The following is a 25,761-nucleotide window of genomic DNA, read 5'->3' as shown; positions in this document are numbered from 1 at the left end:
TTTTCAGAACTTCGTGGCGTGGACGGTATACGCAGTGCCCATCGAGTCGCCAGAGGAATCGAACGCCACGCCGACCGACAGCCAGCAACCGGCCGCGAACGCCGCCAGGCTGACGATATACGCCAAGGCGCCCAACCATACGCCGGCCGCCATGCACCGGCGCGGCGGCCGGGCGGCCGATATGCCGGCTTGCGCCAGCCCCCAGCACAGCATGGCGGCGCCACATGCCACCACACCCACCAGGAAGACCGCCAGCGGCAGGCCCAGGTCGGGCGGCGCGACGTCCGCGCCCAGCACGCCCAGGCTGAAGGCCACTTCAACCAGCGCGCCGATGGCATTGAGCCAACCCAGCCAGCGTGCCGCGGCGCCCAAGGGCGCATACGCACGGGCCGCGTCCGCCCCCGGCGTCAGTTCGCCAGCGGCCGGCATACCGGGGTTGCACTCTGGATAGAGGCCTGGGCGGCCTGCACTTCCGCCTGGTCCCAGGGCGCGTCGCCCAGCACCATGACGGTAGCCTGGGACGTGGCCGGGCCGTCGGGCTGCGCACGGATGATTTCGAGGATCTTGGCCGGCTCGGTTTTCTTGTAAATGCGGATTTCGTTGGGCGCGCCCTTTTGTCCCAGGCTGTGATGCGACATATAGACGACCCCATACGGGTGGCGCCGCTGTTCGTGACACACGCGCACGTATTCGCCAGCGCGGCGATAAGCCGCCTGGAAATCAGCCTGCACCGGGAAAGTAGCCGTGGCGCCCGGCGGGTCGCCGGACAAGAGCCCTTTGCTGGCGCAGCCGCTGAGCGCGACTGCGGTAATAGATATTGCCAGGCCCAAGATGCGCATATTCATTTCCGCCGAATCAGTCCAAGCAGGCATTATGCATCAGCCCTGCGGCGCTACGGACGTGAAACGCCACCACGCCCGGCCTGGCCGGACGCGGCGGCGGACGCGAGGGTCAGTCGGCGGCCTTCTGGATTTTTTCGCCACCGCGCTCGATGTCTTTGCCGGCACCGGCAATGGTATTGCAGCCCGCGGAAACGGCCGCAATGGCAAGCAGCGCAACAAGCAGGATTCTGTTTTTCATGGTTTCTCCTTGGCACGGTGAACAACCAGGGCGCGCATGGTGCGCCCGGTACCGGATCGCAGTAAACCGGCAACGCAATCATGCACCGTTTTCCGCTAAACCACCAAGAACAATGCGCAGGCGGCCCCGCCGGCGCGGCAATGGTATAGCATGGCGATATGCAGAATGATCCCCCGTCCTCCGCCGCCGGCGGCACCGAAGAATGGGGCTGGCAGCAGCCCCATTGCCGCGGCCAGGCCGCCCTGGCGCTGTTCATCGACGACCTGCACCGCGTGCTGCAGGCGCATGCCGCGCAGCAGCTGGTGGCCGCCGCGCCGCTGGCCGCCGCGCAAGAGCAAGTCGATGCGCTACTTGCGCATTATGTCGAATCGGGCAAGGCGCCCGATATTTTCGACGGGCAATCGGTTACCTTGAAAGAAGGCATAGACCGCGACGGCGTGTCGCATACCGTGCCGATTTTTTCGCCGCGCCTGAAGCAGGCGCTAGTGGCCATGCTGGGCCGCCCGGGCGGTGGCCGCGCTTCTTAGCGCTACGAAGGCACGGCAGCGCTGGCGGCCTCTTGGCGCGCCACGGCCTGCATCGGGCCACTCCAGGGCGTGGTATCGAGCGCCAGGCGAGTTTCCTGGAAGCCGCCCAGGCCACTACGCAGCAGGCCGCTTTGCAAGGCCTGGCCAATAGCGCGCCGGCACAGCGTTTCGAAATCATCCGACAACGACTGGAACGCCCCGTCGGGAATGCGCAGGCGCAGACCGGCGTCGGCCTGCGTAACGCCGGCATTGCCAATGTGCACATGGGCGGGATAGCCGTGCGGGCACCACACGCCTACGTAGTAGCTGCCTTGCGGCCCGAGGTCGGCGATGTAGCCCGGATGATCATACTTGGCAGTGCCCATGGCGCGTCTCCTGGAAAGTCCACCGGTCGGCCCAGGCATGGTATCTCAAGCACTGCTCGGCATGCAAAAACAAAAGCCCGGCGCTTGGGCCGGGCTTTCGAAAACTGGTTGCGGGGGCAGGATTTGAACCTACGACCTTCGGGTTATGAGCCCGACGAGCTGCCAGACTGCTCCACCCCGCGTCTGATGTTTGAAATCATAGCATATTTCGCGCCGGCCCGCAGCAGGCGCCGGGCCAGCACACGCCATCGGCCGGCTGGCCGCAGGCATAACAGCCTGGCCGGGGACTCGGCGCAGACCTGGACCGGCACGGCCTGTTCGCACACGTACGATTCACCCTGCCCCATGGCCACGTCAACGATATAAGGCCAGGGTTCTTCGTAGCCGCGGATGGGCTCGCTGCGCCGCACACGGCCTTCGATGCACACCAGCACCATGCCGGAGGTGGCTAAAAAGGTGCGGGTTTCGCCGCGTTGCAGCACAAGCAGGCGGGTCGGAAGGAGTGATTCGGCGGTCATGGCGGCGTGCCCCAGCGGGTGATGAAAGCAGCTTCCAGCTTACGCATGGCGCTTGCGCCGGGACAGACACACCGTTGGGGTTTCTGTACCGCAACAGACAAGGGATTTTTCATCTGTTATGGTGTGCTTTCCCAAGAACTGTGCCTTACGGCGGCCGCCCCGCCGGGAGCATGATGCTTGCATGGACGCCCAACCTCTTTACCAGCGCCTGGCCGACCACTATCGGCGCGCCATCCAGAGCGGCGTGCTGGCTCCAGCCGAGCGCATGCCCTCGGTACGCTCGCTGGTCCGCACCCACCGCGTCAGCCTCTCGACGGCGCTACAGGCCTGCCGGCAGCTCGAAGACGACGGCCTGATCGAAGCCCGGCCACGCTCGGGTTATTTCGTGCGGCCGCGCCATCGCGCCGGCATGCTGCCCGCCCAGGAGCCAGACCTGAAACAGCCGCTGGACCCGGCCAGCTATGTGGGCATCCACGACCGGGTGTCAGACTTCATCGCCCAATGCGAACGGCATGCCACCAGCGTAGACCTCGGTCTGGCATCGGCGTCGCCGGCGCACTACCCGGCCGATGCGCTCAAGCAGGCCATGATCCGCACCCTGCGCGGCCAGCCCGACATCCTGGTCAAGCGGGTGCCCCCGCTAGGCCACCCCGAATTGCGCAGCGTGCTGGCCCGCCGTGCGCTGGATCTGGGCATGAACCTGGCGCCGGACGAAATCGTCGTCACACATGGCTGCATCGAGGCGCTGAACCTGGCATTGCGCGCCGTGGCGCGGCCGGGCGATACCGTGGCGGTCGAATCGCCGGTGTATTTCGGACTGCTGCAGGTGCTGGAAAGCCTGGGCATGCGCGCGCTGGAAGTTCCCACCAGCCCGCAGCGCGGCCTGTCGGTGGACGCACTGGAGCTGGCCATGCAAACCCACCCGCACCTGCGCGCGGTGGTTGTCGTGCCCAACTTCCAGAACCCCCTGGGCTGCGTGATGCCCGATACCGAGAAAGCGCGGCTGGTGACCCTGTGCGAACGCCACCAGGTCGCCCTGATCGAAGACGATACCTACGGGATGCTGTGCGACGACAACCAGCCGCAGCCCGCGGTCAAGTCGTGGGACCGCACGGGCAACGTGATCTATTGCGCCTCGATGCACAAGACACTGGCGCCGGGCATGCGGCTGGGATGGATGACGGGCGGCCGGTGGAGCTCGCGCATTGCCATGCTGAAGTTCGCGCAAAGCCGCCCCAACGAACCGCTGGCGCAGGCCGCGGTGGCGGAATACATGGGGTCCAAGGCATACGACCGCCACCTGGCGCGCCTGCGCCGGCAGTTGAAGGCGCAGCGCGAGCTGCTGGCAGAGGCCATTGCCCGGCATTTTCCAGCGGGCACGCGCCTGAACGTGCCGGAAGGCAGCATGCTGCTATGGATAGAAATGCCGGGCCAGCGATCGAGCATGCAGGTCTTCGAGCAGGCCCTGTCGCAAGGCATACGCATCGCGCCAGGCATCATGTTCTCGAACTCGGACCGCTACAGCCACTTCCTGCGCCTGAGTTGCGGCTCGGCGCATACGCCTGAACTGGCGCAGGCGGTGCGCACGCTGGGCGGCATCGTGGCGGCCGCCGACGAAAAACGCAGCGGCGTCACGAATTGAGCGCGATATGCAAGCGCTTGTTGCACAAGGATATTTCCCGGCTGTGCCCAAGCTATCCCAAGACTTGTCCACAGAAGCTGTGGGTAAACCGGGCTATTTGAGCGCGGCCTGCACTGCGTCGCGCACGCTTTCGAAGCCCGCCACATACTGCGGGTTCTCGGAGCGCGCCAGCAAGCTGGAGTAGTTCTGTTCGAGCTGGGCCTCGATGGCCTCGCGCAGCCCCGGCGACGACTTGGCCAGGTGCAGCATCGACGACAGAACGGCGTTCAGCGCATCGATGCGGCCGCCCTGGTGCGAAATGGTGTGGACGATAACGGCGATTTGTTCCTGGATGTCCATATAGCCTCGCAAGATGGGTTTCCTGGCGGGCATCCTAGCATGCGGGCCGCTTGGCAAAGCGGCTACCGGCACGCTAGCATTTGTGCATGGAACCGCCATGCCGCGCGCGCCGGCCGGGCCTGTCCCGCGACGCGTCCGGCCACACCGGAGCCGCGCCATGAAAACCCTGCAGCACTATGTCCCGCCCAGCCCACTGGCCCTGCGCGGCCTGCAAGATGCGCTAGGATACACCAACACGCAAATGGCCCAGTTGGCCGGCCTGGACGACGAGGCGGCCTGGCAGGCTTTCACCGCCCCCTCTACCGTTCACCGCCTGGGCAAGCAGCGCGTGTTCTACATGGCCGCGCGGCTGGCGCTGGAGCCCGCCCAATGGCGCGCCGTGCTCGCGCGCATGCGCACCATAGGCGCACGCTTCGACGACCACGACGACGCCCCGCCTCCGCCGCTGAGCGGCGCGTACGCCAGGCGCGGCGCCGGCCGAGCCGTTACGCGCGAGGCCAAGCTGGGCATGACCCTGATCAGTGCAAGCGGCGCCTTCCACGAAATGGAGCAATTGCGCGAATTCGCGCACTTCGCCGACGACTACGGCGTCAGCCAGTTTGTCGACAGCGCCTGCTACGACGGCCGGACCGACACCTGCCGGTTCACGCTGAAAGACACCGAGCATCTTGCGCCAGCCCAGAAAGACCGGATATTCGACGCGGCTGCCAAGACCATCGCCCAGTTCGAGTTCGACGGGCGCATCTATCATGGCGGGCTACCCACCGAGCCCGACTGAGGCGGCACATTGACTTGCCGCGCGGCGGGCCTGTATTTTGCGAACAGCGCCCTGCCCGCCTATTCCGCCATGCCCGACAAACTCGATGCCATCGACCGCCAACTGCTCAGCCTGCTGCAGGCCAACGCGCGCGAGCCCGCCGCCATCCTGGCGCGCAAGCTGAACCTGGCGCGCAGCACGGTCGTGGGCCGCCTGGCCCGGCTGGAACGCGAAGGCGCCATCGCCGGCTATGGCGTGCGCCTGGGCCACAAGCTGGAAGACGCCGCGGTGCGGGCGTACTGCTTCATCAGCGTGCTGCCCAAGACGCCGGCGGCGGTAATACGCGAGCTGAGCAAGATCCCCGAAGTGGAAGAGATCTCGTCGGTGAGCGGGCCATTCGATTACCTGGTGTTCCTGCGCTGCGAAACCCACGAGCAGCTTGACGATCTGCTCGACCACATCGGCCTGCTCGACGGCGTCAAGCAGACCCAGACGTCGATCGTGCTCAGCCGCAAGCTCGACCGCCGCAATGCCATCGGTGCGCGCTGACTGCGCCGCGCCGGCATGCCCGCTTGCACGATAGCCGTCCGGTGCTTTGTAATAGCGCTGATCTCATTCGTGGACTCCTCATGCTGCTTCGCCCTCTATCCTGCGCCTTCGCGCTTTCCATGCTTTGCGCGTGCTCCAGCATGAGCACGGTATCCGCCACCGGCGACCACACCTATCGCGTCACCTACAATGCCGGCGCCAAGTTCCAGACCTGGGTCGAAGTCAAGAACATCGCCCGCGAGCAGGCCGAAGACCACTGCGCCTCGCTGGGTCAACGCCTGTCGCAGCCCAAAATCAACTCGAACCACGCTACCGGCCTGATGCCCAAGGAAGCCACCATCGACTTTACCTGCGTGGACAAGCCAGTTCCCAAGACAGGCGCAGCGGCAGGCTCGTAACGCGGCGCGCATGCAAATCCGGCGCCCCTTGAGGCGCCGGATTTGCATGCCATGTCGCTTATGTCACGGCACTATGGCGCGCAGTTGCGCGCGCCTGCGTCAAAGGTCGAGCTTGGCGATTTTCGCGCCCTCCAACGACACACCCGCCATCAGCCCGCCATTATTCATGACGAAGCCGACAATCGGCTGCTTGGCCGTATTGGTGTCGATACGCCCGTTGGCGCCCACATTGGCCACCGCCACCGATGCATCGGCGCCAACGGTCCAGCCATTACTGCTGCGGAACTGCTGCAACGCCTCGTCGGTCATGAAGAGCAACACGACGGCCTTGGACTGCGCCCCGGCCTGAAAACCGATCGAACCCGCGGTGGTGCTGTAGTAGCCGGCATTCGTGCCGCCTACGCGCAACACGCCCTTGCCATGCTGGGCACCCACAATGAAGCTGGCGCTGAGCACCGACGGGAACACCAGCACGCCCTTGGCGCGCTGGACCAGGTCTTTGGCCTGCGGCGACGTCTCGTAAAGTTTGCTCAGGGTGGCATCCGCGCCGCTGTTGATTTCCTGGCGCTGTTCGGTCGCGCTGGCCGACGCCTCGGGCTTGGTGGTGGTGCAGCCCGCCAGCACCAGCCCGGCCAGGGCCAGGCTCATCGCAGCCGTGGCGGCGCGTCGCAATGTGGAGGATGTACTCAGCATGGAACTCTCCTATTGTTCTTGAAAAGACGCCTTCCACTCTACTCGCCTGCCTGCGAGCGGGAAGCCTATCCAGGCAAGACATCCCTGCCAATTGCAACAAGGCGATTCGCCACGAGCAGGATGGCGCTTGCTGGTAGTTCTCGGTTACGACTGGCCACAGGCCGGCCGGTTTGAGTCCGGCCATGAAGGCCTATTCTGCAAAGCGCGCAAAGCGGAATGGGTGCACATCCGCGCGCGGCGCGCGTCCCAGCACCAAGTCGGCCATGAACTCGCCCGCGGCCGGCCCGATGCCGAATCCGTGCCCGGAAAAACCCGACGCCAGGAAGAATCCCGGCACGGCATCTACCGGCGACATCACTGGCAAGGCATCCGGCGTGACATCGATATAGCCGGCCCACGAGCGGTCGATCCGGGCGCCGCGGAACACGGGAAACGTGGTGGCCAACCGCCGCCATGCAGTCTTGATCGCCTGCGGCGACGCGGCCGGGTCCAGCACTCGGCAGCGCTCGAACGGGCTGGGGCCATCGAGCGCAAAGCGGCGCGGAATAGCCAGCTCTTCAAAAAAACGCTTGCCGAAACGCACCTTCACGAAGGCATTGTTCGCCAGCCACGCACGCATGAACTTGCCCATCAGGCGAAAGCTGTCGGGCACCACATCGGCCATCGACGCGCCGAACTGCGACACGGTATAGCCGCCGTCGGCCCGCTTGCGGCAGGTGAAATCGAGCGCGTTCACCGTAGCCGCCAGCGGCGCCTCGAAGGGCTGCGTGCGCAGCACCGAACCCCTGACCTTCAGTTGCGGAAACTCGACGCCGCTATTGCCGCAGAACAGCCGCGACCAGGCCCCGCCGGCCAGCACCACCGTGCTCGCCCGCACCCGGCCACGCTCGGTGACGACACCGGCCACGCGCCCGGCTTGGAGATCCAGCCCACGCACCGCGCAGTGTTCGAACACCAGGGCGCCGTGCTGGCGGGCCAGTCCGGCGATGCCCTGGGTGGCCATGCCCGGCTCGGCCACGCCATCCGAGGCGCTATACAGCGCCCCGCTCCAGGGCCGCGGAGATTCAGGCAGGTACCGCAAGACCTGGGGGCGGTCCAGCATCATGGCATCGAGGTCGAATGCTCGCGCGGCATACAGCCACTGATGGTGGCGCACCGCATCGCGGCTGCGCTCCTGCAGATACAACATGCCGGTGCGGCGAAAGCCCACCTCGGTACGCGCCTGGATATCGCCCCACAATTGCCTGGCCCGCAAGGCCAGCGGCACTTCGGCCGGATCGCGGTCGAGCGTGCGCACCCACCCCCAGTTACGCGACGATTGTTCGCCTGCCAGCACGCCCTTCTCGAACACACTGACCCGCACCCCAGCCTGCGCCAGGGCATAAGCGGTGGCAATCCCGATAATGCCGCCCCCGATAATGGCCACGTCGACGCCCGAGGGAAGTGCTTGAGGCGCAGAGGTCATATCGTATATCGATAACTATAATTTGATATACGATTATTATTTAGTGCATCAACTCATTTGGCAATGGTTCGCCCTGCGTTGTTTTAGCGCGTCAACTATCGTAGCGAGGTGTTGTAACATCGCCGCTCAATAAACTTCATGCGATAGGCGATAGGCCGCCACAGGCCGGTTGCCGGGAAGACACTCATGGCCGAATCGGCGTTGTTTATCCAATCCCTGGAAAAGGGACTGGCCGTGTTGCAGGCCTTTCGCGCCAGCGAAACCATGAACCTGCGCGAAATCGCGCAGGCCTGCCGGATTACCAGCAGCTCGGCGCAACGGGTGGCCTATACGCTGGAACAGTGCGGCTACCTGAAGAAAGACCCCCACACCAAACGCTTCCGCGTCACCGTGAAGGCGCTCGGGCTGGGCTACAGCTACCTTGCGCGCGAGCCGCTGTTCCAGAACGCGCACGCGGTGCTGCACCAGTTGAACCAGGAATGCGGGGAAATCGTCAATTTGTCTGTGCCCGACGAGGGCGACAACATGGTGTTCGTGATGCGCGTGCCCACGTCCCAGCACATTCCCATCTACATGCCAGTGGGAACGCGCATTCCGATGCTGGCGTCGTCTTCCGGCCGCGCCATACTGGCGCACCTGCCAGCCGACCAGCTCGAACGCCAGTTGGACGCGGCGCGGCTGCAAAGGCACACACCGCACACGACCACCGACGCCGCGACGCTGCGCCAACTGGTTGATGAAGCGCGCGAGCATCGTTACGCCTATGCCGACGAGGAATTCTTCCAGGGCGACGTCAACGTGGCCGCCGCGATCTTGAACGAAGACAGCCAGCCAATCGCCGCCGTCAATATTTCGGTGCCGAAGCCTCGCTGGACGCTGGAACGAGCGCGCCAGGACCTTGCTCCGCTGGTGATTCGCGCCGCCCGCGCCATCAGCAAGAATGCTGCTTGATCTACCGCAAAAACCATCGACGGATCGGCCGTTTCCAGCCCCCCGCCGCCAGCGATTCGTTTATCTTAGCTTCTGTGTGAAGCACCTACTCTCTCCAGGTACTACGCACACATCTTGGTAATGCTTTTAGCCCCGCCCGGCTTGCCGCGTGGGGCTTTTTTTTATCGATGTAGCCGAAGCGCGCGCCACCGGCGAAGCACCGCGCTCAGGTGGCTGATGGCCGGCTACAGGATGGTTCGTCAGTCAATGCGGGCACGCCGCGCAACTGCAGGTCGTGCAGCCCGGCAAGAGCACAGTAGCACTCAAGAAACGCCCGCCTGTCGGCGTCACCGACGTCCAAGGCAATCAATGAGCGCCATAGCCGGGCCAGGTCCGATTGCGCAGCCCAGCGCGCCAGCCCGACATAGCGGGCGACTTCCCAGTCCAGCAAGGCCACGCTCAGCTCCGGTTCGGTGCGCACAAGTATCTCTTTAGGATAAAGATGTCCGTGCTTGCGTCCGGCCCGATGCAACGGAGCCAGCAGCTCTGCCAGGGCAAGCAGAATCTTGCGGCGCTCCGTACAGGTCCAGCGCCCGCCGCGAATGCCGTCTTCGAGACTGATGAAACCGTCCAGACCGCGCGTCACCAAGACCGCTTCCCAACCTCGCACGCTTTTCCGCATGTCGAAGAACTGCGGGGGCGCGGTTGGAATCCCCCGCGCGGCACAGAACTGCAAGTTCAACCATTCGCGCAATAGCGTCGGCCGCCCACGCGGATAACGCAGGCTGCGGTACAAGTGATTGGTCTGGCGCTTGACGTAATAGACGGCACCCTGCGAGTCGACTACGCGCTGCACGCCGCTGATGCCCTGGCGCCGCTCGTTGACGGGCTCGACCCATACGCCCTGCACATCCCACCAGGATGTGCCATCAATAACTGGTTCCAACATGAGCCCCAACTTCTCCCGTGCGCCGGCGTGTCTGTCGCGTGCCTGGCGCGATCCCTTATGCAGTTAGTTTTTGTTTCATTTTTGGTGGATATTATCAACCGAACGGGCAGGCGCATGCTCACGGCCGGCGCATCGAAATGGCAGAAACCATGTAGAGACAATGATTCAGTTGCGTGCGCGCGACAGCCGGGCGGCACGAGGAGCGTGTCCGCGCAAGACCTGCCACCGTGGGCAAAAAAATGCGGGCTTCCGGACTAGCCGGAAACCCGCATTTACTACTACTTGGTAGGCCCCCTCGGAGTCGAACCGAGCACCAACGGATTATGAGTCCGCTGCTCTAACCAGGCATGAGCTAGAGGCCCAGGAAACTTACTGCCCTTCCAGGAAACTCTTGAGCTTGTCGGCCCGGCTGGGGTGGCGCAGCTTGCGCAGCGCTTTGGCTTCTATTTGCCGAATGCGCTCGCGCGTAACGTCGAACTGCTTGCCCACCTCTTCGAGGGTCTGGTCGGTGCTCATTTCGATGCCGAAACGCATGCGCAGCACCTTGGCCTCGCGCGGCGTAAGCGAATCCAGCACTTCCTTGACCACGTCGCGCATCGAGCCGTGCAGGGCCGCATCCGACGGCGCCAGAGTGGACGTGTCTTCGATGAAGTCGCCCAGGTGCGAGTCGTCATCGTCGCCAATGGGGGTTTCCATCGAGATCGGCTCCTTGGCGATCTTGAGGATCTTGCGGATCTTGTCTTCCGGCATGTCCATCTTCTGCGCCAGGGTGGCGGGATCGGGCTCGGCGCCCGTTTCCTGCAGGATCTGACGGCTGATCCGGTTCATTTTGTTGATCGTTTCGATCATGTGCACCGGAATGCGGATGGTGCGCGCCTGGTCGGCGATGGAGCGCGTAATGGCCTGGCGGATCCACCACGTGGCGTACGTGGAGAACTTATAGCCACGGCGGTATTCGAACTTGTCCACGGCTTTCATCAGGCCGATGTTGCCTTCCTGGATGAGGTCGAGGAACTGCAGGCCCCGGTTCGTGTACTTTTTGGCGATGGAAATCACCAGCCGCAGGTTGGCTTCGGTCATTTCGCGTTTGGCCTTGCGAGCCTTGGCTTCGCCGGTGGCCATGCGCTTGTTGACGTCTTTCAGGTCTTTCAGCGGCAGCACGACGCGCGTTTGCAGGTCGATGAGCTTCTGCTGCAGTTCCTGGACGGCCGGAATCTGGCGTTCGAGCGTTTCGGCGTACGGATGGCCCGCGGCCACTTCCTGCAGGACCCAATCGAGATTGGTTTCGTTGCCCGGGAAGACCTTGATGAAATGGCTGCGCGGCATGCCGGCGCGATCCACGCAGGTATGCAGCACGGCGCGCTCGAGCTGGCGCACTTCTTCAACCTGTGAACGCAGGGTATCGGCCAGCTTTTCGACCATCTTGGCGGTGAAGCGGATACCCATCAGTTCGTTCAGGATGGCTTCCTGGGCCTTGATGTAGGCCTCGGATTTGTAGCCATCGCGCTCGTACGACTGGCGCATTTTCTCGAACTGCTTGGTGACCTCGTCGAACTTGGCCAGCGCCTTGACGCGCAAGTCTTCCAGCTGCTTGCTGGACATGCCGCCGGCAGGACCGTCGTCGTTTTCGTCTTCGTCGGCGGCGACGCCGGCGCCGGCGTACTCTTCGCCGTCTTCGGGATCGACCAGGCCGTCGACCACTTCATCGATCTGGGCCTGGCCCTCGCGCACGCGCGTGATGTGGGCGAGGATCTCGTTGATGGTGGTGGGACACGCCGAGATGGCCATCACCATGTGCTTCAGGCCGTCTTCGATGCGCTTGGCGATTTCGATTTCACCTTCGCGCGTAAGCAGCTCGACCGAGCCCATTTCACGCATGTACATGCGGACAGGGTCGGTGGTGCGGCCGAAGTCGGAATCGACCGTGGTCAGGGCGGCTTCGGCTTCGTCTTCGACGTCGTCGTCATTGGACGCAACCGGCGCGTTTTCGCTCATGAGCAGCGTTTCGGCGTCGGGAGCCTGGTCGTAGACCGAGATGCCCATGTCGCTGAACGTGCTGATGATGCCGTCGATGGCCTCGGCGTCGACCAGGTCGTCGGGCAGGTGGTCGTTGATTTCGCCGTAGGTCAGGTAGCCGCGGTCTTTGCCCAGCTTAATGAGCTGCTTGAGCCGGTTGCGGCGGGCTTCGTATTCTTCGGGCGAGACGGGGCCGCGGGCGATCAGGTCTTTGGGATCGGCCTTGCCGCGCTTGCCGCCGCGCTTGGGCGGCTTAAGGTCGGGCAGCACCTCGCCTTCGCCGTCCATGGAGTCGTCGAAACCGTCGGAGTCGTTGTTGGCGTTCTTGGCGGGGCGGCCGGGGCGCCGGCCGCTGGACGGACGCGCGCCGCCGACCAGGTCGGCCAGCTTGTCTTCGGCTTTCTTGGCGCGCGCAGCCTTCGCAGCCTTTTCAGGCTTGTCGGCAGCGGCGGCGGGTTTCGCGGCCTTCTTGGCCGCGGTCTTGGTTGCCGTCTTCGAGACCTTCACTGCCGCCTTGGCAGGCGCTTTTTCCGCCGCCATGCTGACGGCGCGCTTGGCCGCCTTGACCGGCGTGACAGCCGTATCGTCTGCAGGGGAGGTTTTGCCTGATGTTCTGGTCATAGTCGCTTCCGTGGTCGTCGCAACCCGTGATTGGGGCACATATGCACCACAAGGGCCCGGTGCGCGCCAAAGCGCCGCAACGGGACCGATGCGGGTAAAACAGGCAAGCCGGCTGAAGCCGCGTGCGCCGCGTTGGCCGCGGCGCGGGCCCATGAGGCCCAACCCGCACTCCTTCTGGCCTTGCGGCCCAGGGGTGCGCTGGTATCGCGAATTCGTTGCGGCGGGGTTTCCGGGCGTTGCGGGGGCTGCCTTGCCTGCGACAGGCTCTGCCAGCTTGAAGGGCCTTGCCCCAAGCTGCTTGCGATCGACACAGCTCCGTACCTGCAACGCCGCCGGCCAAAACCCCTGCCGAACTGCGCGACTTGCCACCTAATTGTAACAAAACGGGTTAAGAGCCCGCATGCAAGGCCGGCATATTCTGTGCCTGCCACCCTTGCCTGCCGACGCCCGGCCCGCTATTGAATCTGTTCTGTTGAGTTGCCTCGGGCGAAAATCCATGCCGGCCAAAATGCCGCCATAGCCGCCGGAAAACCCTCGATTCTACCGCATTTAGCGTATTCCACCACCTTTTAAGACCGCCAGACGAGCAGACAGTTCCTGGTACCGCTGGCGCGCCTCTTCCGAACCCAGCCCGGTCTCGGCCAGCTTGGCCATTTCGGCGCGGGCGGAGTCGAATTCGATGCGCCGCAGGGCATCATCCCATTCGGTTTGCGGCTCGGGCAGGTCTTCCTGGGCCAGCAGATCGGCGCGCATGCCCTTCAGCACGGCGGCCAGGTCGGAATCCGGATCGGCGGCCTGCAGCAACGCACCCACATGGCGCGCCCCGCTAGTCTGGGCCAGCATGATGAGATCTCTTACCAACCCTAGATGGGGACCTTTGTCCAGAACTTCAAGCTGCTGGTCTCCCATGGTGTCGACCAGCTCGGGATGCGCAAGCAACAGCGCCAGCAGGCGCTTGGCCAGCGAGGGCATGGAGCGGCGGCCTTCGTAGCCACCGACGCCATCGTCGCGGCGGCCGCCGCGCCACTCGCCCTTGTCTTTCCGGTCGCCCTTCTTGCCCTGCCAGCCACCCTGCCGTGCCTGCCAGCCGCCCTGGCCGCGACGGCCTTCCGGCGCCGCGCCGCCCATGCCGGGAGGCTCGTCGTCGTAGCCGAACCCCGCCGGCTCGTAGTCGAAATCCGGCGGCGGCGCGTCAAAATAGGCGCCGGCATCCAGGCTGTCGGGCGGGGACGCCGTAGCAGCGCCGGCAGGGGCGGCGCCAGCCCCCGCGCCAGCGCCGGCAGCAGGCGGCGCGAACGGCCGCGCCGGGGCCTGCGCCAATATCTGCGCCATTTCTTCCGGCGTCAGCTGCACCTGGCGCGCCATCTCACGCTCGATTTGCAGGCGCAGCGCGCATTCAGGAATGGCCGCCAGCAGGGGCTTGGCCTCGTGCAGGCAGCTGGCACGCCCTTCGGCCTCGGCCAGGTTGTGGCGCGACGCCAGCTCTTCGAGCAGGAACCGCGACAGGGCCATGGCCTCGCCCAGGCAGGCCCGGAAGGCCTCAGCGCCCAATTCGCGCACGTAGGAATCGGGGTCGTGCTCGGCAGGCAAAAACAGGAAGCGAATGGCGATGTCGTCGCGCAACACAGGCAGGCAAGCCTGCAATGCGCGCCAGGCCGCCCGGCGGCCGGCGGCATCGCCGTCGAAGCTGAAGACCACCCTGTCGCTGCTGCGCAGCAGCTTTTTGACGTGATCGGGGGTGGTGGCGGTGCCCAGGGTGGCGACGGCATTGGCAATGCCCTGCTGCGCCAGCCCGACCACGTCCATGTAGCCTTCCACCACGATGACCTGCCCTTCCTGGCGGATGGCCTGACGGGCTTCCCACAGGCCATAGAGCTCCTGCCCCTTGGAAAACAGCGGGGTTTCGGGCGAGTTCAGGTATTTGGGTTCGCCCTTGCCGATGATGCGCCCACCGAAGCCGATAAGGCTGCCGCGCGCGTTGCGGATGGGGAACATCACGCGCTCGCGGAAGCGGTCGTAGCGACGGCCGTCTTCGGATTCGATGACCAGGCCGGCCTCGACCAGCGTAGGGTCGTCGTAGTTGTCGAACACTTTCGCCAGGCCATGGCGGTCGGTGCCCGACCAGCCCAGGCCGAAATGCGCGGCAATTTCGCCGGTTAGGCCTCGCTGCTTCAAGTACTGGATGGCCGCGGGAGACGCGCGCAACTGGCGCAGGTAATGTGCCTGCGCGGCGTCGAGCACCTGCGTGTGGCGCGATTCTTCGGCCTTGCGGCGCGCGGATTCGGCCTGCTGGCGGGGACTGCGGTTTTCTTCTGGAACCGTCATTCCCACCGAGCCGGCGAGCGTGCGCACGGCCTCGGGGAAACTGGCGCCCGTGTGTTCCATCAGGAAGGTGATGGCGGTGCCGTGCGCGCCGCAACCGAAGCAGTGATAGAACTGCTTGGTGGGGCTGACGGTGAACGACGGGCTTTTTTCGTTATGGAAAGGGCACAGGCCAAGCAGGTTGGCGCCGCCCTTTCGCAACTGCACGTATCGCCCGACGACGTCGACTACGTCGACCCGGGCGAGGAGATCCTGGATGAATGATTCTGGAATCAATAGATTCTGGAATCAAAGACATCAATACAGGCGGGGCGGCAGTTGCTGGCTACGAATCCGCTTGTAATGGCGCTTGACCGCGGCGGCGTGCTTGCGCTTACGCTCGGCCGTGGGCTTCTCGTAGAACTCGCGCGAGCGCAGTTCGGTGAGCAAACCGGTCTTTTCGATGGTGCGCTTGAAGCGGCGCAGAGCAGCTTCGAACGGTTCGTTTTCCTTCAGTCGGACAATAGGCATAAAGTGGCAGGCCTGCTTTGGGGTAACAAAAAGGTTGAACACACGGGGCGCTTCGACTGCAAGCCCGGCATGGCTTATTGGTTGATTCGTTGGTAGATTTTTGTTCCAAACGGCAAAAACCGCAAACCGCAGGACCCGAAAACCATTCAACAAACCACGCCTGTGCGCCCCGGCAACCCAGGTAGGGTTTACTGGTAACCCGAGATTCTAGCACGGCGGGCAGCATTTGGCGACAAACCGCGGGCAACCGCCCTCTCGGTGGGCGGAAATGCCGCAAAACCGGGCTTATTTCGATTGCGAGCCCTTGCGGATCCAGGCTTCGAGCTGGTGTGGCCGCAGGCTGTCGTAGTCTTCGAAGGGCTGGTGGATCCAGGGGTTGGTGGGCAGTTTGTCGACGTAATAGTCTGGCGTAGCCTGCGAATGCCCTTTCCACCACAGGACCGCGCTGCGCAGCTCGGTGATCTCGGGAAATTGCTGGCGCAGGTGCTCCTGCACCCGGTTGAAGGTCAGGCCGGTGTCGACCATATCGTCGACCAGCAAGACCCGCCCCGCCGGCGCGCCCCGGGTAATGGTGATGAATTGCGCGATGTCCAGGTTGCCCTGCTTGGTGCCTGCCGCCTCGCGATAGCTGCTGGTGGCCAGAATGCCCAGGGGCACGTCGAAAATGCGCGACATGACGTCGCCCACCCGCACGCCGCCGCGCGCCAGGCACAGGATCAGGTCGAATTGCCAGCCAGACTGGTAGACCTGCAGCGTCAGGCGTTCGATCAGGCGGTTGTAGCCGTCCCAGCTGATCCACAAATGGCTGTCGTCGTTGGCGGGCGCGCTCATAGCGGTGTCTCCTGAAAATACGAAAAGGCCGCCCACCGGCACGGCCGGCGGCGGCTTTGAAATAATAACGCGGCGGGCGCGCGGCCCGCGGCGGATACCGGGCGTCAGCCCTTGAGAGGGTGGCGCAGCACGATGGTTTCGTTGCGGTCGGGGCCGGTAGACACCAGGTCGATGGGCACGCCGCAGACTTCAGCGACGCGCTCAAGGTAGCGGCGCGCGGCGGCCGGCAGCTTGGCGTACTCGGTAATGCCGACAGTGGACTCGCTCCAGCCGGGCAGCTCTTCGAGCACGGCCTCGGCCTGCGCCACGGCGTGCGCGCCGTAGGGCAGCACGTCGCGGAATTCGCCGTTGACACGGTAGCCCACGCCGAGCTGGATGCTTTCAAGGCCGTCGAGCACATCGAGCTTGGTAATGCACAGGCCGGTAATGCCGTTCAGGCGCACCGAACGCTTGAGCGCGGCGCCGTCGAACCAGCCGCAGCGGCGCGGACGGCCGGTAACCGAGCCGAACTCTTTGCCGATAGTGGCCAGTCGCGTACCGATTTCGTCGACCAGTTCGGTGGGGAACGGGCCGGAGCCGACGCGCGTGGTGTAGGCCTTGGTGATGCCCAGCACGTAGTCGAGCGACTGCGGGCCCACGCCGGCGCCGGCCGACGCCGCGCCCGCCAGGCAGTTGCTGCTGGTGACGAACGGGTAGGTGCCGTGATCAACGTCGAGCAGCGCGCCCTGCGCACCCTCGAACAGCAGGCGCTGGCCGGCCTGCTGCATGGCGTACAGATTGCTGGAGACGTCCTTGACCATGGGCGCGATGGCCGGCGCCAGGGCCATGGCCTGGTCGCGGACCTGGGCGGCCGACACGGCGGGCGCACCCAGGTACTGGGTAAGGACGAAGTTATGGTAGTCGAGCAGTTCAGCGAGCTTTTCGTCGAACAGCGCGGGATTGAACAAGTCTTGCACGCGCAGGGCACGGCGCGCGATCTTGTCTTCGTAGGCAGGGCCGATACCGCGACCCGTGGTGCCGATCTTGCCCTCGCCCTTGCGGGCTTCGCGCGCCTGGTCGACAGCGATGTGGTACGGCAGGATCAGCGGACAGATTTCAGAAATCTGCAGGCGCGAGCGGACATCCAGACCAGCGGCCTCGAGTTCTTCGATTTCCTTGAGCAGCGCCTCGGGCGACAGCACCACGCCGTTGCCGATGAAGCAGGTAACGCCGGGATGCATGATGCCCGACGGGATCAGGCGCAGAATGGTTTTCTTGCCGTTGATCCACAGCGTATGGCCGGCATTGTGGCCGCCCTGGAAGCGCACCACGCCCTGGACGGATTCGGCCAGCCAGTCGACGATTTTGCCTTTGCCTTCGTCACCCCATTGGGTGCCGATAACCACTACGTTCTTGCTCATTGTACGAATCGATATCGAGTTTCTCGGGAAATCCGGAAATCTCCCTGCGGCCCTCTCGGGTAAAAGAGGGAGTCAGTTTTTACAGCGTCCGAAGCGTCCAGGCGCCGTCCTGCAGCACCAGTTCGCGATCGCAAATGAATTCATCCTGGCTCTGCTGGTGGCCCGGCAGCGCCTGCACGACGATTTCGCCGGCGCGGCGCAACTGGCGCACCGCGGCGGCCAGGGCAGCGTCCTGGCCCCAGGGCGCCCGAACCGCGCGGGCCCGGCCAGCCGGCGGCAGGCCGCGCGCCAGTTTGCGCAAGTCGAGGCTGAAACCGGTGGCCGGGCGCGCCCGCCCGAAGGCCCGGCTGACGTCGTCGTAGCGGCCGCCGCTGACCAGCGCGTCGTGCCAGCCCTCGGCATATAGCGCGAACGTGACGCCCGAGTGATAGCCGTAGCCGCCGATGTCGGCTAGGTCGACCCCCAGGGTGACATCCGGCATGGCGTCGATGATGGCCTGCAGCGCGTCGAGCGCCGCCGCCACGCCGGGCAACAGGGGTAGGTCGTGGCGCGCCTGCTGGAGCACGTCGGGGCCGCCGTACAAACCGGGCAGCCGCTGCAGGGCGGCGGCGGTATCGGCGCGGATGCCGCCGTCGCGCCGCGCCAGCTCGGCCAGGCCCGGCACGTCTTTTTCGCGCAGCAGCAAGACGATGTCTTCGGCGTACGCGGCAGCGGCAGGATCGGCATCGAGGATGGCCCGCACCACGCCCGGATGGCAGAGGTCGAGCCGCGGCTGGCGCAGGCCCGCCGCGGCAACGGTGTCGAGCACCAGCGAGAGAATTTCGAGATCGGCCTCGAAGCCCGCGTGGCCGTATATTTCGGCGCCGATCTGCAGCAGCTCGCGGCTGGACAGGAGGTCGGCCGGCCGCGCATGCAGCACGGTGCCGCAGTAGCACAGGCGCGTGACGCCCGCCCGGTTGAGCAGATGGGCATCGATGCGGGTGACTTGCGGGGTCATGTCGGCGCGCACCCCCAGGGTGCGGCCGGACAGTTGGTCGACGAGCTTGCAGGTACGCAGATTCAAGTCGGTGCCAGTGCCCGACAGCAACGAATCGATGTACTCGACCAAGGGCGGCGCGACCAGCTCGAAGCCGTACGTACGGTAAAGGTCGAGAAGTTCGCGGCGCAGTTCCTCGATGCGCCGGGCCTCGGCGGGAAGCACGTCGGCGAGGCTCTCGGGCAGCAACCAGTTACCCATGAGTGTTTACCTGAATGACACCTGAAATGCGTGGGCAACGCCCAAAACAAAAGCGGCTGAGAGGGCGTAAGCCCGCTCAGCCGCATGCGGAATGTTTTCTAGGTCGGGTAGGGACAGGCCATTGCTGGCCCATCCCCCCCTAAGAACCGTGCGTGCTAGTTTCCCAGCACACGGCTCAAGCGCAACGCGCGACCCTTTAGCTTACAGGTAAGTATAACCTGTTTGCTCGTTTGGATCATCTAAGCCCGTTTCCGGACCGGCTTCACAACAGATAGCCCAAGCGTGTGAACTCGGGTGTGACATACGGGATGTAACAGAACACGGTTGGACAGGGCATCCGACCCGCCATGCACCTTGTACACCAGGTGATGATCGTGCCACCCTGTTTCCATGTCCATCGGGCATCCGCACAAAGCGCAGCGTCCTTGCTGATCCACCCAAAGCGTCGCCCACTGCTTGCGGTACGCCATGTTTTGCAACAAGCGTTCCGATTGCAGGGCCTCACCATAGGCTTCCCAACTTGGATCAAAGGGGTTGTACGCCCCTTTGATTTTCTTATGCCGCACGATTGCCGTATCAACCAGCCGATACAGCATGCGCATCTGCCTTTGACCATCCTTGCCTACTGCGGGTGCTGCGAACATCCCCCTCCGATCTCCTACTGTTCGCCAATACTGCTTGAGCGACCAAAAAGTGGTCTTCTTGGGATGCCGCCGCTTTGCCCAACGCACTAGCCGCCAACGAATCAGCGCGTCTAGTTTGTTGAACGTCGCCTTCGACACAACGGGGCTGTGATACTGCGACCAGCCCCGCAATACTGGATTAAGCAACGCGATCAGATCGACCTGTCTAGCCGACAAGTTTTCTCCGATGATTTCCCTGACCTTGCCATAGAACGCCTTGACGTTCTTCTGACTCGGCTTGATGAGCAACTTTCCAGAGTACTTCCTGAAATTCCACCCGAGGAAATCAAAACCTTCATCGATGTGGATGATGCGCGTCTTTTCCGTGGACAGTTGCAATCCTCGAACCGCAAGAAAGCGTTCTATCCAAGGCCTGACTTCAGTATCCAGCACGTCTTTCGATGCACCGGTAACAATGAAGTCATCCGCGTATCGGACCACATGGACTTTCAACCGTTTGGCCTTAGTCCAACCCAGCTTCGTACCCAGGTACTCTGCCAAGTCCGTTTCCAGCTTATTGAGCGTCACATTCGCCAAGGTAGGGGAAATAATCCCTCCCTGTGGCGTACCAGCAGTAGTAGGCTGCAACTGGCCTTTGTGAATCACGCCGGCCTTCAACCACTTGCGCAACACTCGCCGGTCCATAGGGACGTTGGCGAGCAGCCACTCATGGTTGATCCAGTCGAAACAACCCTTGATATCCGCTTCCAGTATCCATTGGGCCGAAGCCCTGCCGGACAATGTGACGAATATCTGAGCCATCGCATCGGCCGTCGAACGTCCTTTTCTGAACCCATACGAGTTCGGATCGCTCGTCGATTCCGATACCGGTTCCAGTGCCAGCAGATACAAAGCCTGCATGGCGCGGTCCCGCATGGTAGGAATGCCCAGAGGGCGCTCCTTGCCATTGGATTTGGGGATATAGACCCTCCGTAAAGGCAGAGGCCGATATCCCGGTTGCCGCAACCTTCCGATTGCCTCCCACTTGCTCTCGGGCGAGTCCCACAGCACACGGTCGACACCTGCCGTCCGTTTGCCTTGGTTCTCTGTCACTCGCCTGACCGCCGATGCTTTGGCGGAAAACGAGCGGACCAGCGATCTTTGCAGGGCTTTCACCCTACGCCAATCGCCCGCCTGCGTAGCCTTCGCTATACGTATCTGCATAGCCCTCACATTCCGCACGACTCGCCGCCAGTCTATGGTCGGCCAGCTATCCGGGACGCGCGAGGACGCAGAACTGGGATTAACAGTTTCTTCCATGCTGAACCTCGGGGTAGTAAGACCCTAAGAGGACGCACGGCTCCCCGAAGGGATGGTGAGTCCCTTCGGGCCTGTAGAAAAACACGAGACATGAAAAACCATGGCTCGCTACCTGGACTGATACAGCCGTCAGCGACGGTTGCACCACGTGGAAGTCTGCTGCCTTTCGGCCGGGGCAAAGTTCGAACCCCTATCCCGCCCATTACAGGCGGGCCTTCGCTTTCTCCACGATCCTCTACCCCCTCCGCCAACAGATTGCCTTGCGGCTTTCCTGCCTTCGTCGCCTGAGCGATTGGGGCGGCGAGTGGGGTTTACCACGTTCCCTCGATTACCGGCGCAACCCAATACCAGCGTTGCGCCTGCCCGTTTAGGACCCATCTCTCCCCCGGTAGCTTTGGATGACGACGTGACCGCACGTAAGACGCGGCCAACCAGCTACGATGCCTTTTGGCTACGGCCCAAAAGCAGCTTTGGCCGTTCAATAATCACGGGGGTTCAGACGATGGTTCACATTCCGTTGCCCATGCGGGACTAGCCTAGCCTCTCATCCGCCCTGGCTGCTGGCAGAATCCATCCCCAGCCTCACGGCAGTGGATACTGTTGGAGTACACAGGAGTACATTGTCGAGTGGGCTTCAGACAGGGCCGTTACCGATCCTGCCCGCCACTGTAGGCTACCGTCAGTCGTATGACGGGTCACAGCGACACCACGAAAGTGCGTGTGACAAGGCAATCGAGAGCATTTCGCTCGTTGTGATGAGAAAACTCCATAGTGAAAAGCATGGGAAACCGAGGTTTCCGTGTGTCTTTCACCCAGGGCCGATACTACTTTGGAGCCGAGCCCTGTTTCTTTACTACTCAGCAGCTTACGCTGCGTCTCTCTAGGGCAGCCACAAGGGCTGCAAAAGGTGCCGATTTATTTAAAGAGGCCCGACGACCTCCAAGGGCGATGCTGATTTACCAGGGCATCAACCTGGGACACGAGCGATTCGTGTCGCACCTTACGCGATATTGTACATGGTTTGGACGTATGTGCAGGGCGCCGGCACCGGCGCCCTGCCCGGTTACTTGGCCGCGGGGGCCGCCTGGCCGGTGGAGCTTTTCAGGAACTGGAAGTATTCCGAGCTGGGGTCGACCACCAGCACGTCGCTGGAATTCGAGAACGACGACCGATAGGCTTCCAGGCTCTTGTAGAACGTGTAGAAATCGGGGTCTTTGCCGAAGGCGGCGGCGTACAGCCCGCTGGCCTCGGCATCGCCTTGCCCCATGACGGTCTGCGCCTTGGCATAGGCGTCGGCCAGGATGACTTCACGCTGGCGGTCGGCCTCGGCGCGGATTTTCTCGCTTTCGGCCGCGCCGATCGAGCGCAGTTCATTGGCCACGCGGGTACGCTCGGCTTCCATGCGGCGATAGACCGATTCGGAGATCTCGGGCGCGAACTCGATGCGGCGCAGGCGCACGTCGACCACCTCGACGCCCAGCGGTTCGGCCCGCTTGGCCACGGTGGAGAGGATTTCGCTCATGATCTTGTCGCGCTCGGCCGACACGACTTCCTTGACGGTGCGCACGTTGACCGAGGCGTTGAGCGCGTCGCGGATCTGCGCCTGCAGCCGCTCTTGCGCGGCACGCTCGTTGCCGCCAAACGTGACGTAGTACAGCCGGGGGTCGGCGATGCGCCACTTGACGTAGGAGTCGATCAGCAAGTTCTTTTTTTCGGAAGTCTGGATGCGCTCGGCGTCGCTCGATTCGATGGTGAGAATGCGCTTGTCGATGGTGACGACGTTCTGGAACGGAGGCGGGGCCTTGAAGTACAGGCCGGGCTCGCTGATGACCTTGCGCACTTCACCCAGCGAGAACACCAGGGCGTAGTCGCGCTCGCGCACGATGAATACGCAGGAAGAAAGGGCGGCCAGCACCAACAGGAGGCCGACCAGGATGGGCATGAAGCGTTGCATGTTCTGGGCTCCTCCGGGTTAACGCGACAGGCGGTCGCGAGACAGCGTGTTGCTGCTGCTGCCAGTATTGCCGGACGAGCTTGCGCCGGTGCTGCGCGCAGGCGGCTGCGGTACGGTGGGCTGGCTGGCGCCGGGCAGCGCGGTCGGCTTGACCGATGCGTCGCGCGCGGCCTGCTGCATAATCTTGTCGAGCGGCAGGTACAGCATGTTGTTGCTGTTCTTGGTGTCGACCATGACCTTGCTGGCCCGTGAGAAGATCTGCTGCATGGTTTCCAGGTACATGCGCTCGCGCATGATCTTGGGCGCCTTTTCGTACTCGGCCAGGATGCTGGTGAAGCGCGCCGCGTCGCCGCGGGCGTCGCCGATGACCTTGGCCTTGTAGCCCTCGGCCTGCTCGAGCATGCGCGAAGCCTGCCCGCCGGCCATGGGAATGACCTGGTTGGCGTAGGCCTGGCCTTCGTTGATCTGGCGCTCGCGGTCCTGGCCGGCCTTGACCGCGTCGTCGAACGCGGCCTGCACCTGCTCGGGCGGTTGCACGTTCTGGATGGCGACGGTGCTGACCTGGATGCCCGACTGGTAGCGGTCGAGGATCTGCTGCATCAGGTTTTGCACCTCGACGGCGACTTCGGTACGGCCTTCGTACAGGACGAAGTCCATGGGCTTCTTGCCGACGATTTCGCGCATGGCGGTCTCGGCGGCCTGGCGCACCGATTCGTCGGGGTCGCGCATGTTGAAAAGGTAATCGGGCGCGCCGTCGGCTCGCAGGCGGTATTGCACTACGAACTGCATGTCGACGATGTTCTCGTCGGTGGTGAGCATGAGGGCTTCGGGCAGCACCTTGTTGCGCGAGCTGCCGCGAAAGCCCACTTCAAACGTGCGCAACTGCGAAATGTTGACGGTTTCGGCGTTCTGGATGGGGTAAGGCAGGCGCCACTGGAAGCCCGGCGCGGCGGTGCTCTTGTATTTGCCGAACTGGGTCACGACCGCGACCTGGCCTTCCTGGACGATGAAAAACCCGCTGGCCAGCCACAGGAGCACCAGCACCAGGGCAATGACGCCCAGGCCGATGCGGGCGCCGCGCGGCGACGGCGGGGTCATGCCGCCGCGGTTGCCGCCGCCCCCGCCCTTGCGCCCGAACAGCGAGCCGACGCGGTTGTTGAAATCGCGCCAGACCTCGTCGAGATCGGGCGGACCGTCGCTGTTGCCCTTGGGGCGCTTGGGCGGCTCGGAGCCATTGTTGTTGCCGCGACCCCAGCCTGGGTCATTCAGATTGAAGAGTTTGGTGATTCGAGGCATTGTTTCCCACAATCTGGCCGATCTCTGCAATTGCCCCGCGCAACGCATCCAGACCGGCGCGCTCGGTAGCGCTTACGAATACTCGCGCAATCGTACCATGGGCATTGCGTTCGATCCGGGGGGCCAGCCCGGCGCGGTCGATCTTGTTGTGCACCAGAATGGTGGGAATCGAACCCGCCCCGATTTCGGCCAGCACCTTGTTGACCTCGGCGATCTGCTCGTCGCGCTGCGGGCTGGCGGCATCGACGACATGCAGCAGGAGGTCGGCGTGGATGGTTTCTTCGAGCGTGGCGCGGAACGCGGCGATCAGGTTGGGCGGCAGGTCGCGGATGAACCCCACGGTGTCGGACAACACCACCGACCCCGTGCCCTCGATCCAGATGCGGCGCGTGGTGGTGTCCAGGGTGGCGAACAGCTGGTCGGCCGCGTAGGCGCCGGCCCGCGTCAAGGCATTGAACAGCGTGGACTTGCCTGCGTTGGTGTACCCCACCAACGACACCGACAGCGCTCCGCCGCGCGCCCGGGCGCGCCGCTGCGTGACCCGCTGGCGCTCTACCCGGTCGAGCCGTTCGCGCAGCACCTTGACCTTGGCGCCGATCATGCGGCGGTCCATTTCGAGCTGGGATTCGCCCGGCCCGCGCATGCCGATACCGCCGCGCTGGCGCTCGAGGTGGGTCCAGAGGCGGGTCAGGCGGGTGACCAGGTGCTGCAGCTGCGCCAGCTCGACCTGCAACTTGCCCTCGTGGCTTTTGGCGCGCAGCGCGAAGATATCGAGAATGAGGGCCACCCGGTCGACCACGCGCAGGTTGAACTCGCGCTCGAGGTTGCGCTGCTGGGCAGGCGACAGGGGTTGGTCGAACAGGACCAGGTCGGCCAGCAGCGCGCCGGCCATGGCCACGGCTTCCTGGACCTTGCCGGAGCCGATGAAGAATTTGGCGTCGGGGCGGTCGCGCCGCACCGTGACGGTGCCGACGATCTCGGCCCCTGCCCCGCGCGCCAGCATGGCGAATTCTTCGGCATGCGCCAGGAAATCGGGACTGCCCAGGTCAACACTGATGATCAACGCGCGCATGAACCCGCCCCGCCACTGCGAAAATGCCCGCCGACACGAGCCGTGCGGCGGGCAGGAAAAGGTACAGCCGGAGCCTGATGATTATTCAGCGGGAACATCCACCTGGAAATTGACAGCGCGTGCCGGAACGACCGTGGAAATGGCATGCTTGTACACCATTTGCGTCACGGTATTGCGCAGCAGCACCACATATTGATCGAAAGATTCTATTTGCCCTTGCAGCTTGATGCCGTTTACCAGATAGATGGACACGGGCACATGTTCTTTGCGCAGCGTGTTCAGAAACGGATCTTGCAGAGTTTGCCCTTTATTGCTCATTGGCCAGGCTCCAATTGATTGTTTTGAGT

General features: G+C 63.9%; 25 protein-coding genes and 2 tRNA genes. 6 read left to right on the top strand and 21 right to left on the bottom strand.

All coding sequences use genetic code 11. The features are described 5' to 3' along the window. Window positions 1-3: 3 nt before the first annotated feature. From BPET_RS10405 to BPET_RS10395, 3 genes are all read right to left on the bottom strand, one after another. Window positions 4-429, bottom strand: coding sequence for a hypothetical protein (locus BPET_RS10405; RefSeq protein WP_012248965.1), 426 nt, complete (start codon window positions 427-429; stop codon window positions 4-6). Continuing rightward, window positions 408-839, bottom strand: a complete 432-nt coding sequence (locus BPET_RS10400) for a BPTD_2524 family lipoprotein (RefSeq protein WP_041862851.1) — start codon at window positions 837-839, stop codon at window positions 408-410. Before BPET_RS10400 ends, BPET_RS10405 begins: the two co-directional genes overlap by 22 nt. Window positions 840-951: 112 nt before the next feature. Then, on the bottom strand, window positions 952-1,080 hold the full coding sequence (locus tag BPET_RS10395) for an entericidin A/B family lipoprotein (protein ID WP_041862850.1): 129 nt from the start codon (window positions 1,078-1,080) through the stop codon (window positions 952-954). A gap of 158 nt (window positions 1,081-1,238) precedes the next feature. On the opposite strand from BPET_RS10395, the gene BPET_RS10390 reads away from it, so the two are divergent. Next, window positions 1,239-1,607, top strand: coding sequence for a hypothetical protein (locus BPET_RS10390; protein WP_012248963.1), 369 nt, complete (start codon window positions 1,239-1,241; stop codon window positions 1,605-1,607). A gap of 2 nt (window positions 1,608-1,609) precedes the next feature. Here the strand turns inward: BPET_RS10390 and BPET_RS10385 are convergent, their stop codons facing one another. Further along, the gene (locus BPET_RS10385; RefSeq protein WP_012248962.1) at window positions 1,610-1,972 is read right to left on the bottom strand and encodes a hypothetical protein; all 363 of its coding nucleotides are present in this window, start codon (window positions 1,970-1,972) and stop codon (window positions 1,610-1,612) included. Window positions 1,973-2,077: 105 nt separating this feature from the next. Then, window positions 2,078-2,154 (bottom strand) — tRNA-Met (locus BPET_RS10380). 517 nt (window positions 2,155-2,671) lie between these two features. Here BPET_RS10380 and BPET_RS10375 point away from each other — a divergent pair. Then, on the top strand, window positions 2,672-4,132 hold the full coding sequence (locus BPET_RS10375) for an aminotransferase-like domain-containing protein (RefSeq protein WP_012248961.1): 1,461 nt from the start codon (window positions 2,672-2,674) through the stop codon (window positions 4,130-4,132). Between the two features lie 93 nt (window positions 4,133-4,225). Here the strand turns inward: BPET_RS10375 and BPET_RS10370 are convergent, their stop codons facing one another. Then, window positions 4,226-4,471, bottom strand: a complete 246-nt coding sequence (locus tag BPET_RS10370) for a hypothetical protein (RefSeq protein ID WP_041862849.1) — start codon at window positions 4,469-4,471, stop codon at window positions 4,226-4,228. 157 nt (window positions 4,472-4,628) lie between these two features. Here BPET_RS10370 and BPET_RS10365 point away from each other — a divergent pair, with 157 nt between their 5' ends. The 3 genes from BPET_RS10365 to BPET_RS10355 all read left to right on the top strand — a co-directional run bounded on the left by BPET_RS10365 (window position 4,629) and on the right by BPET_RS10355 (window position 6,175). Next, entirely contained in the window at window positions 4,629-5,249 is a 621-nt protein-coding gene (locus BPET_RS10365) for a hypothetical protein (RefSeq protein ID WP_012248959.1), read from the top strand. A 69-nt stretch (window positions 5,250-5,318) separates the two neighbouring features. Beyond that, window positions 5,319-5,777: an Lrp/AsnC family transcriptional regulator gene (locus BPET_RS10360; RefSeq protein WP_012248958.1), complete on the top strand. Its 459-nt coding sequence runs from the start codon at window positions 5,319-5,321 to the stop codon at window positions 5,775-5,777. Window positions 5,778-5,917: 140 nt separating this feature from the next. Then, entirely contained in the window at window positions 5,918-6,175 is a 258-nt protein-coding gene (locus tag BPET_RS10355) for a hypothetical protein (protein WP_231852675.1), read from the top strand. Window positions 6,176-6,274: 99 nt separating this feature from the next. Here the strand turns inward: BPET_RS10355 and BPET_RS10350 are convergent, their stop codons facing one another. Further along, complete coding sequence (locus BPET_RS10350; RefSeq protein WP_012248956.1) at window positions 6,275-6,868, bottom strand: BPSL1445 family SYLF domain-containing lipoprotein; 594 nt, start codon at window positions 6,866-6,868, stop codon at window positions 6,275-6,277. A 190-nt stretch (window positions 6,869-7,058) separates the two neighbouring features. Then, on the bottom strand, window positions 7,059-8,333 hold the full coding sequence (locus BPET_RS10345) for an NAD(P)/FAD-dependent oxidoreductase (RefSeq protein ID WP_012248955.1): 1,275 nt from the start codon (window positions 8,331-8,333) through the stop codon (window positions 7,059-7,061). A gap of 186 nt (window positions 8,334-8,519) precedes the next feature. Between BPET_RS10345 and BPET_RS10340 the strand changes: the two genes are divergently transcribed. Beyond that, a complete protein-coding gene (locus BPET_RS10340) occupies window positions 8,520-9,284 on the top strand; it encodes an IclR family transcriptional regulator (protein WP_012248954.1) in 765 nt (254 codons plus the stop codon). Between the two features lie 205 nt (window positions 9,285-9,489). Here BPET_RS10340 and BPET_RS10335 read toward each other — a convergent pair whose 3' ends face one another. From BPET_RS10335 to hfq, 13 genes are all read right to left on the bottom strand, one after another. After that, complete coding sequence (locus BPET_RS10335) at window positions 9,490-10,212, bottom strand: lipopolysaccharide kinase InaA family protein (RefSeq protein WP_012248953.1); 723 nt, start codon at window positions 10,210-10,212, stop codon at window positions 9,490-9,492. Window positions 10,213-10,495: 283 nt separating this feature from the next. After that, window positions 10,496-10,574 (bottom strand) — tRNA-Ile (locus tag BPET_RS10330). 7 nt (window positions 10,575-10,581) lie between these two features. Further along, complete coding sequence (gene rpoD / locus BPET_RS10325) at window positions 10,582-12,849, bottom strand: RNA polymerase sigma factor RpoD (protein ID WP_041862848.1); 2,268 nt, start codon at window positions 12,847-12,849, stop codon at window positions 10,582-10,584. A 549-nt stretch (window positions 12,850-13,398) separates the two neighbouring features. Then, entirely contained in the window at window positions 13,399-15,447 is a 2,049-nt protein-coding gene (gene dnaG, locus BPET_RS10320; RefSeq protein WP_012248951.1) for a DNA primase, read from the bottom strand. Window positions 15,448-15,468: 21 nt separating this feature from the next. Further along, entirely contained in the window at window positions 15,469-15,681 is a 213-nt protein-coding gene (rpsU, locus tag BPET_RS10315; RefSeq protein WP_006218592.1) for a 30S ribosomal protein S21, read from the bottom strand. A gap of 285 nt (window positions 15,682-15,966) precedes the next feature. Further along, a complete protein-coding gene (locus tag BPET_RS10310) occupies window positions 15,967-16,512 on the bottom strand; it encodes a phosphoribosyltransferase (protein WP_012248950.1) in 546 nt (181 codons plus the stop codon). Between the two features lie 104 nt (window positions 16,513-16,616). Further along, the gene (locus BPET_RS10305) at window positions 16,617-17,912 is read right to left on the bottom strand and encodes an adenylosuccinate synthase (RefSeq protein WP_012248949.1); all 1,296 of its coding nucleotides are present in this window, start codon (window positions 17,910-17,912) and stop codon (window positions 16,617-16,619) included. Between the two features lie 79 nt (window positions 17,913-17,991). After that, complete coding sequence (locus tag BPET_RS10300; RefSeq protein WP_012248948.1) at window positions 17,992-19,149, bottom strand: ATP phosphoribosyltransferase regulatory subunit; 1,158 nt, start codon at window positions 19,147-19,149, stop codon at window positions 17,992-17,994. Between the two features lie 239 nt (window positions 19,150-19,388). Next, complete coding sequence (ltrA, locus tag BPET_RS10295; RefSeq protein WP_012248947.1) at window positions 19,389-21,092, bottom strand: group II intron reverse transcriptase/maturase; 1,704 nt, start codon at window positions 21,090-21,092, stop codon at window positions 19,389-19,391. 1,063 nt (window positions 21,093-22,155) lie between these two features. Further along, the gene (gene hflC / locus BPET_RS10290) at window positions 22,156-23,046 is read right to left on the bottom strand and encodes a protease modulator HflC (protein ID WP_012248946.1); all 891 of its coding nucleotides are present in this window, start codon (window positions 23,044-23,046) and stop codon (window positions 22,156-22,158) included. Window positions 23,047-23,064: 18 nt separating this feature from the next. Further along, window positions 23,065-24,342 (bottom strand): FtsH protease activity modulator HflK, encoded by a 1,278-nt coding sequence (gene hflK / locus BPET_RS10285; protein ID WP_012248945.1) that lies wholly within the window; start codon window positions 24,340-24,342, stop codon window positions 23,065-23,067. Beyond that, window positions 24,308-25,414, bottom strand: a complete 1,107-nt coding sequence (gene hflX, locus BPET_RS10280) for a GTPase HflX (RefSeq protein ID WP_012248944.1) — start codon at window positions 25,412-25,414, stop codon at window positions 24,308-24,310. Before hflX ends, hflK begins: the two co-directional genes overlap by 35 nt. An 81-nt stretch (window positions 25,415-25,495) precedes the next feature. After that, complete coding sequence (gene hfq / locus BPET_RS10275) at window positions 25,496-25,732, bottom strand: RNA chaperone Hfq (RefSeq protein ID WP_012248943.1); 237 nt, start codon at window positions 25,730-25,732, stop codon at window positions 25,496-25,498. Between the last annotated feature and the right edge of the window lie 29 nt (window positions 25,733-25,761).

The sequence above is a fragment of the Bordetella petrii genome, from assembly GCF_000067205.1.
GTDB classification, from domain to species: domain Bacteria; phylum Pseudomonadota; class Gammaproteobacteria; order Burkholderiales; family Burkholderiaceae_B; genus Bordetella_A; species Bordetella_A petrii.
Note: the sequence above shows the minus strand (reverse complement) of the source record. Positions and strands in the feature narration are given on the sequence as shown.

Excerpts from the sequence above, each read along its gene's own strand:
- BPET_RS10405 (WP_012248965.1), bottom strand. The coding sequence starts at position 429 with ATGCCGGCCGCTGGCGAACTGACGCCGGGGGCGGACGCGGCCCGTGCG.
- BPET_RS10350 (WP_012248956.1), bottom strand. The coding sequence starts at position 6,868 with ATGCTGAGTACATCCTCCACATTGCGACGCGCCGCCACGGCTGCGATG.
- ltrA (WP_012248947.1), bottom strand. The coding sequence starts at position 21,092 with ATGGAAGAAACTGTTAATCCCAGTTCTGCGTCCTCGCGCGTCCCGGAT.
- BPET_RS10335 (WP_012248953.1), bottom strand. The coding sequence starts at position 10,212 with ATGTTGGAACCAGTTATTGATGGCACATCCTGGTGGGATGTGCAGGGC.
- BPET_RS10345 (WP_012248955.1), bottom strand. The coding sequence starts at position 8,333 with ATGACCTCTGCGCCTCAAGCACTTCCCTCGGGCGTCGACGTGGCCATT.
- BPET_RS10400 (WP_041862851.1), bottom strand. The coding sequence starts at position 839 with ATGCGCATCTTGGGCCTGGCAATATCTATTACCGCAGTCGCGCTCAGC.
- hflK (WP_012248945.1), bottom strand. The coding sequence starts at position 24,342 with ATGCCTCGAATCACCAAACTCTTCAATCTGAATGACCCAGGCTGGGGT.
- BPET_RS10305 (WP_012248949.1), bottom strand. The coding sequence starts at position 17,912 with ATGAGCAAGAACGTAGTGGTTATCGGCACCCAATGGGGTGACGAAGGC.
- rpsU (WP_006218592.1), bottom strand. The coding sequence starts at position 15,681 with ATGCCTATTGTCCGACTGAAGGAAAACGAACCGTTCGAAGCTGCTCTG.
- BPET_RS10365 (WP_012248959.1), top strand. The coding sequence starts at position 4,629 with ATGAAAACCCTGCAGCACTATGTCCCGCCCAGCCCACTGGCCCTGCGC.
- BPET_RS10300 (WP_012248948.1), bottom strand. The coding sequence starts at position 19,149 with ATGGGTAACTGGTTGCTGCCCGAGAGCCTCGCCGACGTGCTTCCCGCC.
- BPET_RS10385 (WP_012248962.1), bottom strand. The coding sequence starts at position 1,972 with ATGGGCACTGCCAAGTATGATCATCCGGGCTACATCGCCGACCTCGGG.
- BPET_RS10310 (WP_012248950.1), bottom strand. The coding sequence starts at position 16,512 with ATGAGCGCGCCCGCCAACGACGACAGCCATTTGTGGATCAGCTGGGAC.
- hflX (WP_012248944.1), bottom strand. The coding sequence starts at position 25,414 with ATGCGCGCGTTGATCATCAGTGTTGACCTGGGCAGTCCCGATTTCCTG.
- hfq (WP_012248943.1), bottom strand. The coding sequence starts at position 25,732 with ATGAGCAATAAAGGGCAAACTCTGCAAGATCCGTTTCTGAACACGCTG.
- rpoD (WP_041862848.1), bottom strand. The coding sequence starts at position 12,849 with ATGACCAGAACATCAGGCAAAACCTCCCCTGCAGACGATACGGCTGTC.
- BPET_RS10370 (WP_041862849.1), bottom strand. The coding sequence starts at position 4,471 with ATGGACATCCAGGAACAAATCGCCGTTATCGTCCACACCATTTCGCAC.
- BPET_RS10340 (WP_012248954.1), top strand. The coding sequence starts at position 8,520 with ATGGCCGAATCGGCGTTGTTTATCCAATCCCTGGAAAAGGGACTGGCC.
- BPET_RS10375 (WP_012248961.1), top strand. The coding sequence starts at position 2,672 with ATGGACGCCCAACCTCTTTACCAGCGCCTGGCCGACCACTATCGGCGC.
- BPET_RS10390 (WP_012248963.1), top strand. The coding sequence starts at position 1,239 with ATGCAGAATGATCCCCCGTCCTCCGCCGCCGGCGGCACCGAAGAATGG.
- BPET_RS10395 (WP_041862850.1), bottom strand. The coding sequence starts at position 1,080 with ATGAAAAACAGAATCCTGCTTGTTGCGCTGCTTGCCATTGCGGCCGTT.
- BPET_RS10355 (WP_231852675.1), top strand. The coding sequence starts at position 5,918 with ATGAGCACGGTATCCGCCACCGGCGACCACACCTATCGCGTCACCTAC.
- hflC (WP_012248946.1), bottom strand. The coding sequence starts at position 23,046 with ATGCAACGCTTCATGCCCATCCTGGTCGGCCTCCTGTTGGTGCTGGCC.
- BPET_RS10360 (WP_012248958.1), top strand. The coding sequence starts at position 5,319 with ATGCCCGACAAACTCGATGCCATCGACCGCCAACTGCTCAGCCTGCTG.